Consider the following 14,966-nt stretch of genomic DNA (forward strand, 5'->3'; position numbering starts at 1 on the left):
TTGTCCGTTCCTCGTAGCGTCCCGTACATTCTTGTTCCGTGTCAACGCAGGTGCCCGCACTCCTGACCGGCCTGGTGGACGACGCCGCCGTCTTCCCGCCGGGCAGCGCCGCGCTCCACGACGCCCTGGTCGCCCACCGCCAACACCGCGCCGCCTGGTACACCGACCTGGTCGGCCCCCTGCTGATCCCCGCCTCGACCGTCTCGGCGGGCGAGCTGAGTGGTCTGGTCGACCCGGGTGAGGGCCTGGTGGTCGGCGTGATCGGTGACACCGGGGTCGGCAACCTGCCGTTCGCGCTCTCCTTCCTCGCCCCGGACGGCGTGACCGCGCGGCAGGTCGAGGTGGCGGTCGCCAAGCGGGGCGAGGACCCGCTGCCCGGCGTCGTCGAGCTGCTGCGACTGACCGACGCCATGCCGGGCGTCGAGGCCGTGTACGCCGAGCTTCCGCTGACCTTCGGCCTGATGGGCGCGCTTGACGCGATCGCCGCCGCCCGCGTCGACGGCGTGCCGATCGCCGCCAAGTTCCGGACCGGCGGACTGGCCGCCGAACTGTTCCCCACCCCGGCCGAGCTGGCCGCCGTGATCTGCGCCTGCCGGGACCGGGACCTGCCGTTCAAGCTCACCGCGGGGCTGCACCAGGCGGTCCGGCACCTCGACCCGGAGACCGGCTTCACCCACCACGGGTACGCCAACGTGCTGGCCGCGACGCTTGCCGCCGCCGACGGCGAGAGCGTGGGCCGGGTCGCCGAAGTGCTGACCGCGCTCGACCCGCGCCCCCTGTTGGAGCGCGCGACCGTACGGCTGCACGAACCCCGCCCGCTCTGGGTCGGCTTCGGCTCGTGCAGCATCCTGGAACCACTTACCGATCTGATCCGGCTGGGGCTGGTGAACGGGGGCTACGACGCATGACCTGGGTGACCGGCGTTGACGGTTCGCCGTACGGGGTGACGAACCTGCCGTACGGGGTCTTCCGGCGCGACGGGGGTCGGCCGCGGATCGGCGTACGGATCGGGTCCTGGGTGTTCGACCTGGCCGCGGCGGAGGCCGCGGAGCTGGTGCTGGCCGCCGGTGCGTTGTGCCGACCCACCCTCAACGAGTTCATGGCGCTGGGACGTCCGCAGTGGATCGCGGTGCGGCAGCGGATCACCGAGTTGTTGACCGACCCGGCGCACCGGGCCGACGTGGAGCCGATGCTGGTGCCCCTCCACGACGTGGAGCTGTTGCTCCCGATCGAGGTGGCCGACTACGTCGACTTCTACTCCTCTGAGCACCACGCGTCGAACGTCGGGCAGATCTTCCGCCCCGGTCAGCCGCCGCTGCTGCCGAACTGGAAGCACCTGCCGATCGGCTACCACGGGCGGGCCGGGACGGTGGTCGTCTCCGGCACGCCGGTGATCCGGCCGACCGGCCAGCGGGCCTCCGCCGAGGGACCGGTCACCGGCCCATCGGTACGCCTGGACATCGAGGCCGAGGTCGGCTTCGTGGTGGGCGTACCCAGCCGGTTGGGCGATCGCGTGTCGGTCGACGACTTCGCCGACCACGTCTTCGGGGTGGTGCTCGTCAACGACTGGTCCGCCCGGGACATCCAGGCCTGGGAGTATCAGCCGCTCGGCCCGTTCCTCGGCAAGTCGTTCGCCACCTCGGTCTCGGCCTGGGTGACGCCGCTGGACGCGCTCGGCGATGCCCTCGTGCCCGCCCCCGACCAGGACCCGCCGGTGGTCGACTACCTGCGCGACGTGCCGCACCTGGGTCTGGACCTCCGGCTGGCGGTGGAGTGGAACGGCGCGCTGGTCAGCGAGCCGCCGTTCGCCACCATGTACTGGACGCCGGCGCAGCAACTGGCCCACCTCACCGTCAACGGCGCGTCACTGCGCACCGGCGACCTGTACGCCTCCGGCACCGTCTCCGGCCCCGACCGTGCCCAGGTGGGCTCGTTCCTGGAGCTGACTTGGGGTGGGGCGGAGCCGGTGACGGTTGGCGACGAGAGCCGCACCTTCCTCGCCGACGGCGACACGGTGACCATCACCGCCACCGCGCCCGGCCCGGACGGCACGACCATCGCCCTGGGCGAGGTCAGCGGCACCATTCGTCCGGCCAACTGAGCGGTCGCATTACCTCCGTCTCGTGCACGGGACCGGTTATCGCACAGCCGGTGCGATAACCCGGCCGGGTTGACCCGTTGATCGTCCGGATCCCGTTGCCTCGCCGCGCGATCCGAGCCGGGCTCAACCCGGCTGCCAGCGGTGGGGCGTCCATCGCACACGGAGGTAACGACGATGCACGATCTTGCGGGCGCGGTCTGGCGTACCAGCAGCCGTTCCAACGACCAGGGGCTCTGCGTGGAAGTGGCGGACAACCTGGTCGATGTCCACGGTCTGGTCGCGGTCCGCGACTCCAAGGACCAGGCCGGCCCCACCCTCGCGGTCAGCCCGCCTGGGTGGACGGCATTCATCGGCGCGATCCGGGCGGGTCGCTTCGAACACTGACCGGAGCATCGGCACCTGTCGACGACGTCTGGTGCCGAGCAATGGTCCAATCGGACAGCGTGGCCTCCGGGAGGTGGAAAATCCGTCCCGGGGGCCCCGGCCGGCCCCTACTCCGCGTACCGTCGGGGACACGGGAGGCTGGCATGTCGACGGTGGCGGTTACCAGGTTCATCGAGGCGCACGCCGTCGATGTCTGGGGTCTGCTGACCGACCTGCCCGGCCGTACGGCCCGGCTGACCGCCGCGGGCGCGATCGAGGTGCTCACCCCGGGTCCGTTCGGGCCGGGCACCGCCTGGCGTGAGGAGCGTGCCCAGCCCGGCGGCGGCACGCTGACCGAAGAGTTCCTGGTGGTGGAGGCACTCGCCCCACACCGGTTGGTGCTCTGTTCCTCAGGTGCTGGCGTGGACTACCGGATCACCTGGAGTCTGCGACAGGTCCAGCGTCGCCGTCGGGGATGCACGGCGGTCACCGTCACCCAGGAGGCCGTGCCGACCGCTCCGTACGGGCGGGTGATGGCGCTGCTGCTCGGCGGCCTCGCCGCGCGGGCGGTCGAGGTGGCACTCGGCCGCGACCTCGCCGACCTGGCCGTGGCGGCCGGCACCGGCGCCGTCGAAGCCGCCTGAGCGCCGGCCGGTCACCTCCGCCTCCGCATCCGCGCGTGGTCGCCCTGACCTGCGCGGGGTCCGGCAGGTTCCGCTGGGTAGGGTGCCGGGCGGAGGTGCGGCATGGGGATCCCGAGGGGCCGACGACGGCTCGCGATGGCGGTCGCGGCGCTGCTCGCGACAGTGGTCGTCGCGGTCATCGTCCACCGGGTGCTTGCGCCGGCCGAGGTGAGCACGGTCGCCCAGGCCGAGTATCCGCAGGCGGCCCGACCGGCCGCCGGTGTGGTCGGTCGACTGCCGGTCGCCCCGTTGATCGTGGACGGGAGGCTGCGGGTGTACGCGGCGCACCGCCAGGTGTACGCCGACCGGCCGGTCGACGGTCGGCACCGGACCACCCCGTACTGGTCGTACCGGCGCTGGCCGGCGGAGTTGACCGGGGTGGTGGCCAGCGGCCGTACGGTGGTCAGCCGCTGGTCCGACGGACAACTGGTCGCGCTCGACGCGCCGACCGGTCGGGTGCTCTGGAGGGCCGACGGCCCGGAGCCCGCCGAGGGCGGTGCGGTGGTACGCCGTACCGGTGCGGCAATCGTCTGGGACCCGCGCGGGCTGCACCTCACCGACCTCACGGACGGCCGCACGGTGGTGGTGGTCAGCGGGGACACCGAGGCGCGCGGGGTCGAGGTGAGCGGCGGTCAGCAGCTCTGGCGGGTCGAGTTGCCCGGCCGGTGCCGCGGCGACGTCGGCACCACGGTCGGCGGACAGCTGATCGGTCTGGACCGGTGTGCCGGACCCGCGACTGTCGAGTTCCGGGACGCGGCGACCGGTGCGGTGCGTGAACGCTGGCGACCGCCGGGTGGGTCCGACGAGTTGGTGGTGACTCCGCTCGGTTGTCGTAGCGGTCGGTCGGACTGCCTGGCCCTGCGCACCGCGGGACCGGGCGACGCGGCCGGCCGGGGCTGGCTGGTGGGCGTCGGCGAGCCGGTCGCCGCCCCCGCGCTCGATCCGGCCGGGGCAACCGTGGTGGGTGAGCAGGCCGTGGTGGTGCTCGACGGGGTGGTGGTGGGTCGGTCGGCGCTTACGGGCGCGGAGCTGTGGCGGTCCGCCGATCTCGGTGCGGCACGGGTCCTGGCCGCGCAACCTGGCCGGGTGCACCTGCTGACCGACGCCAACGACCTGGTGACGCTGGACCCGGCGACCGGTAGGCGACTGTCCCGCTTCTCGCTCAACGTCGGGCGGGATGGGACGGGCTGGCTGCCCGGGGCGGTGGGGGCCGAGGGCGGCTACGTCGCGGTGGAACGTCTCCGCCGGCCGGTCGACCCTGGCGCGGACGACAGGCGCTACTACCTCACTGCGGAAGCGGTGATCCTGGCCCGCACCTGATCGTGGCGTCTCCGGTGCCCAGAAGTCCGAACCGTGCATACCCTTTGTCGGTAAAAGGTATGTTTTTCACGGTTCAGATTTCCTCGGGAAGGGGTCGACGCATGGGCAGGACAGCAGCCAACTACCTCGTGGGTGGCGCACTGGCCGCCGCGGCGAGCCTCGCACTCGCGGTCCCACCGGTGCTTGACGCCGATCCCGCGTCGGCGCGCGGGTTCACTGCCGCCCGGGTCGCGCCGTCGGCGGACACCGGCGTCACCTTCGAGATCCTGCCGGCGTCGCCGACACCCACGCCGACGCAACCCGCGCCACCCACGCCCACGCCGACGCAACCCACGCCGGCGCCACCGCAGCCCACACCCAGCCACGGTCAACTGCCGGTCACCGGTTCCGGCGGGTCGACGTTGCTGCTCGTCGGACTGGGCGTGCTCCTGCTGATCGTCGGTGGCCTCGCCGCCCGTCGCTGGCGGCGCGTGTGACCTACACCGTCCGGCGGCGGTTGACGTTGGCGGCTGGTGCGAGCCTGCCGCCGGTGGCTGGTCCATCCTGTGCGCCGCGTCGATGGCCGGTGCGAAACCCGCCGCCGGCGGCCGATGCGCTGCGCGGCCGACGCCGTGGCGTCAACGTCCGGCCGGGACCCGCTCCCGTGGCCTGCCGGTGGGTGGCCGAGGGGACTGGCGGAATCGGCGGACCAGCACCGCGAGTCCGGCGAGGAGCAGGAGGCCCGCGACGGCCGCAGCCAGGGTCCAGCCGGACGCCATCCGGGAGATGACGTTGCCCCGCTTGCCGACCTGACCCGGGTCGGGAAACTCGATCTGCGCGCTGACGCTGCGCTTCACCAGCCCGCTCTCCAGGTTCACCTCGATCTTCCAGGGCCCGTTCGGCAACGCGGCCGGTAGCCGGGCGATGACCTGCCCGGAGCCGCCCGGCGCCAGCGTGACGCCCTGCACCACGGGGAACGGGCCGGCGCGGCTGTCGGCCGGTCCGTCGCTGAGGGCGACCGAGCCGGTCAGGTCGATGGCACGACCGCCGGTGTTGGTGACCTGGGCGGTCACCGAGGGCTCGCCCTCGGGGCCACGGGCCGGGCGAAGCTCACCGATGGAGAAGTCGGAGACCGGTTCGCCGCCGGGTCCGATGTCGAGGTACATCCGGACACCGATCCGGTGGATCTGGGTGACCTCCCCGCCGGCCCGGGGCGCGGAGGTGGCGGACGCCCAGATCACGCCGTACCGCTCGCCGCGCGAGGCGGGCGGCGGCACCGTGATGGTCGCCAGCACCCGGGCCTCGCCCCACGCTTCCACCTCGACGGCCGAGGTGTCGAGGCTGACCCAGGAGGTCAGCTCGTTGGCCGCGCGGCCCTCACCGAACCTGAACTCCGAACCCTCCAGGGTCGCCGCCGCCGGATACACGTCGATGCGGCGGGCCTCGTCGGTGCGATTGGTGATCAGTAGTTGCCGCTTGATGGTGGTGCCCGGCGGCAGGTGATCGACGATGTAGCGCAACGCCCGGGGGTCGTCGCGCCGGTTGGTGGGTGCCTCCAGCAGCCGGATCCCGAGGCGGTCGTCGGCGTCTGGCTCGGCCGCACCGGCCCGGGTCGTCAGACCCGGACCGGCGAGGGAGAGCAGCGCCAGTGCGACCGCAACGGTCGACCGGCCGTGGCGGCTAGGCCACCGAATGCGTCACCGTCCCGGTGTAGACGCCCGCGATGCTGTCCAGCGGCACGTTGACGATCAGGGTGGGGTTCCAGGTCGCCGTGTTGCCGCCCGTGCCGCCCGAGTGGGTGAACGCCGTGACCGGGGTGACGCTGGACAGCGGCTCCGCGGCGCCGGCGTTGGCCTGACCGGGCGTGAAGGTGCCGGTGCCGGTGGTCGCCGTCGCCGGACCGGACCAGTAGTCGATCTCCTCCGGAAGAACCGTCTCGGGAGGACTGCCGCCGCCGGTCTGGAAGACGCTCGCGGTCACCGAGGCGACCCAGGAGGCGTCCGCCGCACCCCGGGAGTCGGTGACCGTGACCGGCCCGAGCTGGCCGGTGATGGTGCCGCCGGGCGCGCCGGTGCCCAGGTCGGCGGTGGCCGGCGCGTCGATGTCGAGGGTGCCGGCGAGTATCTCGAAGGTGACGGTGGTGGTGTCGGTGGGCGCGGCGGCGGCCGGTGCGGCGAGGAAGCCCACCATCGCGGCTGCGGCCGCTCCGGCGAGGCAGATCTTGGCAGTATGCACTGTTTGTTACCCCGTTCTCGAAGTGAGCCGGCGTGATTCCGCGATACAGCCGGCTACTTCGCAAGATAGGGGAGCTAGTGGGTCAAAAATGGACAAACGGCGCTTATGGCCCGTTCTGGGTCAGGCCAGTGCGGACTCCGACGCGGCCAGGAACGCGTCGTTCTCCGCGGGGGTGCCGATGGTGACCCGGACCCCGTCCCCGGCGAACGGTCGCACGATCACCCCGCGCGCCTCGCACGCCTTGCCGAACGCCACGGCCCGCTCGCCCAGCGGCAGCCAGACGAAGTTGGCCTGGCTCGTCGGCACCTCGGGCACGAACTTGCGCAGCGCCTCGGTGACCCGGTCCCGCTCGCCGACGACCAGGGCGCAGCGACGCTCCATCTCCGCCGCCTGGCTCAGCGCGGCGAGCGCACCGGCCTGGGCCGCCGTGCTGCTGGAGAACGGGGTCGCCACCTTGCGGATGGCCGCGGCCACCACCGGCTGGGCAACCAGCCAACCCATCCGCAGCCCGGCCAGACCCCACGCCTTGGACAGGGTGCGCAACACCGCCACGTTCGGCCGGTCCAGGTAGTCGAGACCGTCCGGCACCTCCGCGTCGGTGACGAACTCCCGGTACGCCTCGTCGATCACCACCAACACGTCGTCCGGCACCGCGTCGAGGAATCGGTCCAACTCGGCCCGGCGCACTGCCGTACCGGTGGGGTTGTTCGGGTTGCAGACGAAGATCACCCGGGTCCGTTCGGTCACCGCCGCGGCCATCGCCGCCAGGTCGTGCCCGTGCCCGGCGTCGTTGGGCACCCGCACGCTCGTCGCGCCGCTGGTCGCCACGATGATCGGGTACGCCTCAAAGGACCGCCACGAGTAGAGCACCTCGTCGCCGGGCAGGCAGGTGGCTCGCACCAGGTGCTCGGCGAGCGCCACGGACCCGCAGCCGGTGGCGATCCGGTCGGCGTGCACCCCGTACCGCTCGGCCAGCGCGTCCCGCAGCGCGACCACGCCCATGTCCGGGTAGCGGTGCGAGGTGGTGATCGCCTCGGTGACCGCCTCCACCACGCCCGGCAGCGGCCCGTACGGCACCTCGTTGCTGGCGAGCTTGATGGCCTCCGGCAGGCCCAACTCACGGGCCAGGTCGGCGGGACTGCGACCCGGCACGTAGTTGGGTAGCGCGTCCAGGTCGGCGCGGGTCAGCCGCAGCGCCGGCTGGTGACGTCCGGAGTCGGTCATGGGGTGTCTCCCGGGGGCTGGTTGCGGTCGTTCGAGGGGGTGGAAGCGAAGCCGTGCGGAACTTCGACGACGACTGTCTGCGCGCGCTTGTCGTGCAGCGCCTGGCGCAGCGGGTGGTCGAAGAGCGGGGAGAGGGCGTCGACGAGTTGCAGCACCAGCCCGATCCCGGCGCAGTACCAGAACAGCGTCGGCAGACCCAGCAGACTCCACCGGCTCAGCGACCGAACCATGCCCAGCGGCTGGTCGGTGGCGATCGGCACCGCCCGGATCCGCATCAGCCGCTTGCCGACGGTCTGCCCGTTGGCGGCCATGGCCGGCACCTCGTACGCCAGCCAGAGCGCCGCGGCGATCAGCAGGATCACCAGCAGGAGCGAGTTGGCCTGCTCGCCGGGCAACGGCAGGCCCTCGGCGGAGGTCTCGCCCCGCTCGGCCCGCCGGAAGATCTCCCGCCAGTACGGGGTCCACTCCTGCGCCCAACGCCAGACGAACCAGCCGTTGGCCACGATGTTCAGCGCGAAGACGAGGCCGAAGTCGATCAGCCGAGCTACGAACCGGCGGCCGTAGCCGGCCAGCACGAAGCCGTGCGGTCGCGGCTCGGGCGGTCGCATCGACCAACCGGGGTGCCCGGGCGGTGGCGCCCAGCCAGGTTGGCCACCCGGAGGCACCCAGCCCGGCGGACCGCCCTGCGGACCCCAACCGGGAGGGCCGGCAGCCGGTCCCGAGACTGGGCCGTGGCCCGACTGCGGGCCGTACCCCGGTGGTGGGCCGTACCCCGGTGGTGGACCCGGATGCGGCGGCCCGCTGGGGGCGACGGTCGCCGGGTCCGGGGTGCCCGACCCCGCGGGCGCGACCGGGGTGACAGGTGCGGGCGGCGGCTCGACCGGCGGAGGGCCGTCCGGCGGAATGGCGTCGACGGGGATGGGCGCGCCGAGCCACCCCTCGCCGTCCCAGTAACGCCTGGTGTCGGTGTCGGCCGGGTCCACGTACCAGCCGGGTTGAACGCTCACGCCACCGCTCCGCTTCGCTGCACGGCGGCGCGAGGCGCCACGCTCCTGAGCCTGCTGGTTCGCTCACTGCGCTCGCTCACGCCACCGCTCCGCTTCGCTGCCTGCTGTTTCGGTCGTTGCGCTCGCTCACGAGGACACCTTAACGACGACCGTGTCGGCGAACTTGTCGTGGAGGCACTGCTGCCACGGCTTGTCCCAGAGCTGCCACAACCCGTCGACGTAGGCACCCCCCGGGACCAACGAACCTCCCAGGTACTGCACGAGCCAGCGCCGGCCGGCCATTCGCCGGTCCAGCGTGCGGCTCGGGTCGATCGGCACCACGCGCAGATTCAGCACCTTCTTGCCGACCGTCTGACCACCGCGCTTGAGGTACTCCACATGGTAGAGCCAGTAGAACCCGAGCGTCACGACGAGGAGCCCGAGTTGCAGCAGCAGGATCGGCAGGAAGAACTCGACGAAGAGGGTGGGCAGATCGGGTTCCACCAGGGAGCCGTCCGTGTGGGTCCGGGTCATCTCGGTGAACATCCGCCACCAGAGGATGAAGAAGAACGGCAGGAACAGCACCAGCGACACGGCGCTGGCCAGCGCCGTGTCGATCAACCAGGCCAGCAGCCGGTCGGCGAAACTCGCGAGCGGCTGGCCGCCCGGGCTCAGCGGCGGCGGCAGCGGGCCGGGTGGTCCGGCGTGCCACGGTGGCGGTGCGTACCCGGGTGGGGCGTACTGCGGCGGCGCCGCGTACCCGTGGGGGTGTGGTCCGGGCGGCGCTACGCCGCCGGCGGCGGGCTGAGGCCCACCGACCGGCGGCGTCGGGTACGACGGAGGCTGCGTCACGCCCGCAAGTGTTACAGGTTGCCGCGGGCTTCCTGCTCCCGCTCGATCGCCTGGAACAGCGCCTTGAAGTTGCCCTTGCCGAAACCGAGCGAGCCGTGCCGCTCGATCAGCTCGAAGAAGACCGTGGGGCGGTCCTGCACCGGCTTGGTGAAGATCTGGAGCAGGTAGCCGTCCTCGTCCCGGTCGACCAGGATCTTGCGGGCCTTCAGCTCCTCGATCGGCACCCGCACCTTGCCGATGCGGGCGCGCAGCTCCGGGTCCTCGTAGTACGAGTCCGGCGTGTCCAGGAACTCCACCCCGGCGGCCCGCATCGCGTCGACGCTGGCCAGGATGTCGTTGGTGGCGACGGCGATGTGCTGCGCCCCGGGGCCCTGGTAGAACTCGAGGTACTCGTCGATCTGGGACTTCTTACGGGCGATCGCCGGCTCGTTGAGCGGGAACTTCACCTTGCGGGTGCCGTTCGCGACGACCTTGCTCATCAGCGCCGAGTAGTCGGTGGCGATGTCGTCGCCGACGAACTCCGCCATGTTGGAGAAGCCCATCACCCGCTTGTAGAACTCGACCCACTCGTCCATCCGGCCCAGCTCCACGTTGCCCACCACGTGGTCGACGGCCTGGAAGAAGCGCTTCGGCTGGATGCCGGCGGCGATCATCGGCTGCCGGTCCACGATCGGTCCGCGAGCGGCGAAGCCGGGCAGGAACGGGCCGGTGTAGCGGGACCTGTCGACGAGCGTGTGCCGGGTGTCGCCGTACGCGGCGATGGCGGCCATCCGGACCGTGCCGTGCTCGTCGGTCACCTCGTGCGGCTCCACGACGGTGGCGGCGCCCTGCGCGATGGCGTGCGCGTACGCGGCGTCCACGTCCGGGACCTCCAGCGCGATGTCGCTGATCCCGTCGCTGTGCTTCGCCACGTGCTCGGCGCCGTCGGCGTCCGGGCGCACCGCGCCGGTCAGCACGAACCGGGCCGAGCCGCTGGTCAGCACGTACTGGGCGTGGTCCCGGTAACCCTGCTCGGGGCCTCGGTACGCCACACAGGTCATGCCGAACGCGGTGGAGTAGTAGTGCGCGGCCTGCTTGGCGTTGCCGACCAGGAAGTGCACGTGGTCGAGGCCCCGGACCGGGAACGGGTCGTGGCTGATGTCGTGGTCGACAGCGCCGACGAGCCGGTCGATGTCGACGTCCTCGGTCGACTGGGGTCGGTCGATCGCCTGGGTCATGATGGCCTCCCTCGCGTACCGGCCGGCCTCGTGGGCCGGTTGTTGACCGAAGGATCGCGGTGCGGGCATCGGCTGGGCAACTGTTCGGGTAAATGCTGGTCAGGTTGCGCATTCGGTATGGTCTGGGTCCATGAATGGTGAGCAGAATGTACAGCTCGACGTACTCGACGTGCGCTTGATCGAACTGCTCGCCGAGGAGCCGCGGATCGGGGTGCTGGAGTGCTCCCGCCGGCTCGGGGTGGCCCGGGGCACCGTGCAGGCCCGGCTGGACAAGCTCGTCGAGCGGCGGGTCATCGTGGGCTTCGGCCCGGAGATCGCACCGGCCGCGATCGGGTTCGGGGTGACCAGCTTCGTCACCCTGGAGATCAGCCAGCGGCACGGCCACGACCCGGTCACCGCCCACCTCGCCGCCATCCCCGAGGTGCTGGAGGCGCACACCATCACCGGCTCCAGCGACCTGCTCTGCCGGATCGTGGCCCGCTCCAACACCGACCTGCAACGGGTCATCGACCAGATCGTCTCGTCCGTCGGCATCACCCGGGCCTCGACGATCATCGCGCTGGCCGAGCAGATCCCCTTTCGTACGCTGCCGCTGGTGCGCAGCGCCGTGCGGGCGTCCTCGTAACACCTTCGCGCGCAGAAAGCGCGGCGACACGGCGGCGCGGGCGTACGGAAGATCCGTGATCGTGGCTACGGTGTGCGGGTGGCGAAGGGGAGCGTGCGCGGCGGGCTGCTGCTCGGCCTCGCCGTGGTCGTCGCGCTCGCCGCGACCGGCGTGTGGAATCCCTTCCCCGGCCTGTGGGACTGGGTGGACCGCAGCGAACCCATCTCCGAGCCGGACGTGGTCTGGCAGCAACGGATCGGCGGCACACCGCGCAGCGTGACCATCGCCGGCGACGCCGTCGTGATCGAGCAGCGCACCCGGGTGGAGGCCCGCAGCCTCGCCACCGGCGCGCAGCTCTGGGAGCGCAAGGCGGACTGGTCGGCGGTCGCGGGCGGCGACCGGGACGCGGTCGTCGCCGTGGGCAAGCTCCTGGTCAAGGGGTACGAGCTGCTCGACCCGGCGACCGGGGTGACCCGGCGCCGCGACGACGACGCGGTGGCCGTCTGGACGTACCGCAACCTGCTCCTCGACGCCCGCTGCACGGAAGCCACCGACTGCACCCTGAGTGCCTGGGACCCGCGCGGCACCGCGCCACTCTGGACAGCGTTCCTGCCCGGGGTGCACAGCGGCCTGCTCGCCGACAACCCGGGTCTGCGCGGCACCCGCCGGCTCGAAGCCACCCGGATCGACGACGGGGTGGCCGGGGCGGAGCCAGCGCCACCGCTGCTCGGCTTCCCGGTGGACGGCCGGGTGCACGTCGTCGACACCGCGACCGGTCGCGTGTTGCAGAACGTCGAACCCGCGCGGGACGAGCGGCTGTCCGTGGTGGGCGGCCGGATGCTGCGGATCGCCGCCCGATCCCAGGACGGCACCTGTTACTTCGCCATCTCCGCCCGGGACCCGGCGACCGGGCAGGAGGCCTGGCAGCGGGCCGGGGTCAACCTGCGGACCGCCGACAGCGCCGGCTGCGTGCAGCGCGAAGACCCGCAGGGTGCGCGGAACGTGCTGATCGGTGTCGGCCCGGACAGCCGCGAGGCGGTCGTCGACGGGTATGACGGTCGACTGCTCTGGGTCGGCGAAGCGGGCACCAAGCTGATCGCTGTCGACGACCGCTACGCGGTGTTCCGCGCCGCCGACAAACGTTCCGTGGTCGCCCGTCAGCTCGGCACCGACCGGGTGCTGTGGACGCGGCCCGCCAGCGGCAAGGCCGGTGCCGCGCTGACCCCGTACGCGGCGGTGGTCGCGGACGAGAAGCCGTCCCGGTTGGCCGCGGTCGACCCGCGCAACGGCCGGGAGTTGGCAGTGCTGCGCACCTCCGCGAACGCCCTCGCGGTCGGGTCGCAGGGCATGATCATTGGTGAGGGGCGCGAGATCGGCTACGTCCGCTTCGGCGTCGGCGGGGGCTCACCGGCCCGCCCGCCCGGCGACGGCGGGACCTCCGGTCCGGGCGGCACCGGCCCCGGTGCGCCGAACAACGGCGACTGCGGGCCGAAGGGGGAACTCTGCCCCGAACCGGACGGCGGCAAGGACGGCTGAGGGCCTGGTCGTCCGATCGCTGAGCGGGCGGCGGGACCGCGGGATGAGAGCGGCGTCCCAGGACCCGCCCGGCGGGTGGGAGTGATCGACCGGTCTGCCCTAGGCTTGCCGCTCATGAGCAGTGCCGCCGCATTCTCGTACGCCCCCCTGCTGCCGACCGGCCCCGACCAGACGGACTATCGCCTGGTCACCGACGAGGGCGTCGACGTCGTACACGGCCCGGGAGGCCGCCGGTTCCTCACCGTGGAGCCGGCCGCGCTCACCGCGCTGACCGCCGAGGCGATGCACGACATCGCGCACTACCTGCGCCCCGCGCACCTGGCCCAGCTCCGGGCGATCATCGACGACCCGGCCGCCTCGCCGAACGATCGGTTTGTCGCGCTGGACCTGCTGCGCAACGCCAACATCGCCGCCGGCGGGGTGCTGCCGATGTGCCAGGACACCGGCACCGCGATCGTGATGGGCAAGCGCGGCCGGCACGTGCTCACCGACGGCGCCGACGCCGAGGCCATCTCCCGGGGCGTCTACCAGGCCTACACGAAGCTCAACCTGCGGTACTCCCAGCTCGCCCCGCTGACCATGTGGGACGAACGGAACACCGGCAGCAACCTGCCGGCCCAGGTCGAGTTGTACGCCGAGGACCCGGACGGGCACCCCGACGCGTACAAGTTCCTGTTCATGGCCAAGGGTGGCGGTTCGGCCAACAAGTCGTACCTCTACCAGGAGACCAAGGCGCTGCTCAACCCGACGCGGATGATGCAGTTCCTGGAGGAGAAGCTGCGGCTGATCGGCACCGCCGCCTGCCCGCCGTACCACCTGGCCATCGTCATCGGCGGCACCTCCGCCGAGTACGCCCTGAAGACCGCGAAGTACGCCAGCGCGAAGTATCTCGACGCGCTGCCCACCTCCGGTTCGATGAGCGCGCACGGCTTCCGCGACCTGGAGCTGGAGGCGGAGGTGCTGGAGCTGACCCGCAACTTCGGCATCGGCGCGCAGTTCGGCGGCCGGTACTTCTGCCACGACGTGCGGGTGGTCCGGCTGCCCCGGCACGGCGCGTCCTGCCCGGTGGCGATCGCCGTCTCCTGCTCGGCGGACCGCCAGGCGGTTGCCAAGATCACCCCGTCGGGTGTGTGGCTGGAGCGACTCGAGACCGACCCGGCGCGGTTCCTGCCCGACGTCACCGACGACGCGCTCGACGCCGAGCTGGTCGTCCGGGTCGACCTGAACCGGCCGATGGACGAGATCCGCGCCGAGCTGTCCAAGTACCCGGTGAAGACCCGGCTGTCGCTGTCCGGCCCGCTCGTGGTGGCCCGGGACATCGCGCACGCGAAGATCGCCGAGCGGCTGGACGCCGGTGAGCCGATGCCGCAGTACCTTCGCGACCACGCCGTCTACTACGCCGGGCCGGCGAAGACCCCCGAGGGCTACGCTTCCGGCTCCTTCGGCCCGACCACCGCCGGCCGGATGGACGCCTACGTAGAGAAGTTCCAGGCCGCGGGCGGCTCCCAGGTGATGCTCGCCAAGGGCAACCGGTCCGGCCAGGTGACCCGTTCCTGCCAGCAGCACGGCGGCTTCTACCTCGGCTCGATCGGCGGTCCCGCGGCCCGCCTCGCCCAGGACTGCATCAAGCACGTCCAGGTCCTCGAATACGCGGAGCTGGGCATGGAGGCGGTCTGGAAGATCGAGGTGGAGGACTTCCCCGCCTTCATCGTGGTCGACGACAAGGGCAACGACTTCTTCGCCGAGGTCACCAAACCGGTGCTCACCGTCGGCCGCCGCTGACCCCACCGGCACGGCAAGGGGCGTCGAGCGAATCCGCTCGACGCCCCTTCTGTCGCCTGTGCTGTACCGACATCGGTGCGCACG

At 72.1% G+C, this 14,966-nt stretch carries 15 protein-coding genes; 9 read left to right on the top strand and 6 right to left on the bottom strand.

What is annotated here, in order from left to right; genetic code table 11:
* The first annotated feature begins 38 nt into the window (after nucleotides 1-38).
* The 6 genes from ACFYPM_RS06070 to ACFYPM_RS06095 all read left to right on the top strand — a co-directional run bounded on the left by ACFYPM_RS06070 (nucleotide 39) and on the right by ACFYPM_RS06095 (nucleotide 4,943).
* Complete coding sequence (locus ACFYPM_RS06070) at nucleotides 39-908, top strand: hypothetical protein (protein WP_387191759.1); 870 nt, start codon at nucleotides 39-41, stop codon at nucleotides 906-908.
* Nucleotides 905-2,101, top strand: coding sequence for a fumarylacetoacetase (gene fahA / locus ACFYPM_RS06075; RefSeq protein WP_387191761.1), 1,197 nt, complete (start codon nucleotides 905-907; stop codon nucleotides 2,099-2,101). The genes ACFYPM_RS06070 and fahA overlap by 4 nt, the downstream gene beginning before the upstream one ends.
* Nucleotides 2,102-2,275: 174 nt before the next feature.
* Nucleotides 2,276-2,485 carry a DUF397 domain-containing protein gene (locus tag ACFYPM_RS06080; protein WP_357252746.1) on the top strand — a complete coding sequence of 70 codons (210 nt, stop codon included), beginning with the start codon at nucleotides 2,276-2,278 and terminating at the stop codon, nucleotides 2,483-2,485.
* 143 nt (nucleotides 2,486-2,628) lie between these two features.
* A complete protein-coding gene (locus tag ACFYPM_RS06085; RefSeq protein ID WP_387191763.1) occupies nucleotides 2,629-3,108 on the top strand; it encodes an SRPBCC family protein in 480 nt (159 codons plus the stop codon).
* A gap of 102 nt (nucleotides 3,109-3,210) precedes the next feature.
* On the top strand, nucleotides 3,211-4,467 hold the full coding sequence (locus tag ACFYPM_RS06090; RefSeq protein ID WP_387191765.1) for a PQQ-binding-like beta-propeller repeat protein: 1,257 nt from the start codon (nucleotides 3,211-3,213) through the stop codon (nucleotides 4,465-4,467).
* A gap of 101 nt (nucleotides 4,468-4,568) precedes the next feature.
* A complete protein-coding gene (locus ACFYPM_RS06095; protein WP_387191767.1) occupies nucleotides 4,569-4,943 on the top strand; it encodes an LPXTG cell wall anchor domain-containing protein in 375 nt (124 codons plus the stop codon).
* Between the two features lie 141 nt (nucleotides 4,944-5,084).
* On the opposite strand, the gene ACFYPM_RS06100 is transcribed toward ACFYPM_RS06095, so the two are convergent.
* The 6 genes from ACFYPM_RS06100 to hppD form a co-directional block, all read right to left on the bottom strand.
* The gene (locus ACFYPM_RS06100) at nucleotides 5,085-5,966 is read right to left on the bottom strand and encodes a hypothetical protein (RefSeq protein ID WP_387191769.1); all 882 of its coding nucleotides are present in this window, start codon (nucleotides 5,964-5,966) and stop codon (nucleotides 5,085-5,087) included.
* 160 nt (nucleotides 5,967-6,126) lie between these two features.
* Nucleotides 6,127-6,681 carry a hypothetical protein gene (locus tag ACFYPM_RS06105; protein ID WP_387191771.1) on the bottom strand — a complete coding sequence of 185 codons (555 nt, stop codon included), beginning with the start codon at nucleotides 6,679-6,681 and terminating at the stop codon, nucleotides 6,127-6,129.
* A 120-nt stretch (nucleotides 6,682-6,801) separates the two neighbouring features.
* A complete protein-coding gene (hisC, locus tag ACFYPM_RS06110) occupies nucleotides 6,802-7,905 on the bottom strand; it encodes a histidinol-phosphate transaminase (protein ID WP_387191773.1) in 1,104 nt (367 codons plus the stop codon).
* Nucleotides 7,902-8,912: an RDD family protein gene (locus tag ACFYPM_RS06115; RefSeq protein ID WP_387191775.1), complete on the bottom strand. Its 1,011-nt coding sequence runs from the start codon at nucleotides 8,910-8,912 to the stop codon at nucleotides 7,902-7,904. The genes hisC and ACFYPM_RS06115 overlap by 4 nt, the downstream gene beginning before the upstream one ends.
* Nucleotides 8,913-9,038: 126 nt before the next feature.
* Nucleotides 9,039-9,743 carry an RDD family protein gene (locus ACFYPM_RS06120; RefSeq protein WP_387191777.1) on the bottom strand — a complete coding sequence of 235 codons (705 nt, stop codon included), beginning with the start codon at nucleotides 9,741-9,743 and terminating at the stop codon, nucleotides 9,039-9,041.
* Nucleotides 9,744-9,754: 11 nt separating this feature from the next.
* Nucleotides 9,755-10,960, bottom strand: a complete 1,206-nt coding sequence (gene hppD / locus ACFYPM_RS06125) for a 4-hydroxyphenylpyruvate dioxygenase (protein ID WP_387191779.1) — start codon at nucleotides 10,958-10,960, stop codon at nucleotides 9,755-9,757.
* A gap of 130 nt (nucleotides 10,961-11,090) precedes the next feature.
* Here hppD and ACFYPM_RS06130 point away from each other — a divergent pair, with 130 nt between their 5' ends.
* From ACFYPM_RS06130 to ACFYPM_RS06140, 3 genes are all read left to right on the top strand, one after another.
* A complete protein-coding gene (locus tag ACFYPM_RS06130; protein ID WP_387191781.1) occupies nucleotides 11,091-11,585 on the top strand; it encodes an Lrp/AsnC family transcriptional regulator in 495 nt (164 codons plus the stop codon).
* 72 nt (nucleotides 11,586-11,657) lie between these two features.
* On the top strand, nucleotides 11,658-13,100 hold the full coding sequence (locus tag ACFYPM_RS06135) for a PQQ-binding-like beta-propeller repeat protein (protein ID WP_387191783.1): 1,443 nt from the start codon (nucleotides 11,658-11,660) through the stop codon (nucleotides 13,098-13,100).
* A gap of 114 nt (nucleotides 13,101-13,214) precedes the next feature.
* Nucleotides 13,215-14,882: a fumarate hydratase gene (locus ACFYPM_RS06140; RefSeq protein ID WP_387191785.1), complete on the top strand. Its 1,668-nt coding sequence runs from the start codon at nucleotides 13,215-13,217 to the stop codon at nucleotides 14,880-14,882.
* The last annotated feature ends 84 nt before the right edge of the window (nucleotides 14,883-14,966 follow it).

It is taken from the genome of Micromonospora sp. NPDC005203 (assembly GCF_042872705.1).
In the GTDB taxonomy this organism is placed as follows: domain Bacteria; phylum Actinomycetota; class Actinomycetes; order Mycobacteriales; family Micromonosporaceae; genus Micromonospora.

Coding starts and splice junctions, on each gene's coding strand:
- hisC (WP_387191773.1), bottom strand. CDS start 7,905: ATGACCGACTCCGGACGTCACCAGCCGGCGCTGCGGCTGACCCGCGCC.
- ACFYPM_RS06085 (WP_387191763.1), top strand. CDS start 2,629: ATGTCGACGGTGGCGGTTACCAGGTTCATCGAGGCGCACGCCGTCGAT.
- hppD (WP_387191779.1), bottom strand. CDS start 10,960: ATGACCCAGGCGATCGACCGACCCCAGTCGACCGAGGACGTCGACATC.
- ACFYPM_RS06095 (WP_387191767.1), top strand. CDS start 4,569: ATGGGCAGGACAGCAGCCAACTACCTCGTGGGTGGCGCACTGGCCGCC.
- ACFYPM_RS06090 (WP_387191765.1), top strand. CDS start 3,211: ATGGGGATCCCGAGGGGCCGACGACGGCTCGCGATGGCGGTCGCGGCG.
- ACFYPM_RS06140 (WP_387191785.1), top strand. CDS start 13,215: ATGAGCAGTGCCGCCGCATTCTCGTACGCCCCCCTGCTGCCGACCGGC.
- ACFYPM_RS06080 (WP_357252746.1), top strand. CDS start 2,276: ATGCACGATCTTGCGGGCGCGGTCTGGCGTACCAGCAGCCGTTCCAAC.
- fahA (WP_387191761.1), top strand. CDS start 905: ATGACCTGGGTGACCGGCGTTGACGGTTCGCCGTACGGGGTGACGAAC.
- ACFYPM_RS06130 (WP_387191781.1), top strand. CDS start 11,091: ATGAATGGTGAGCAGAATGTACAGCTCGACGTACTCGACGTGCGCTTG.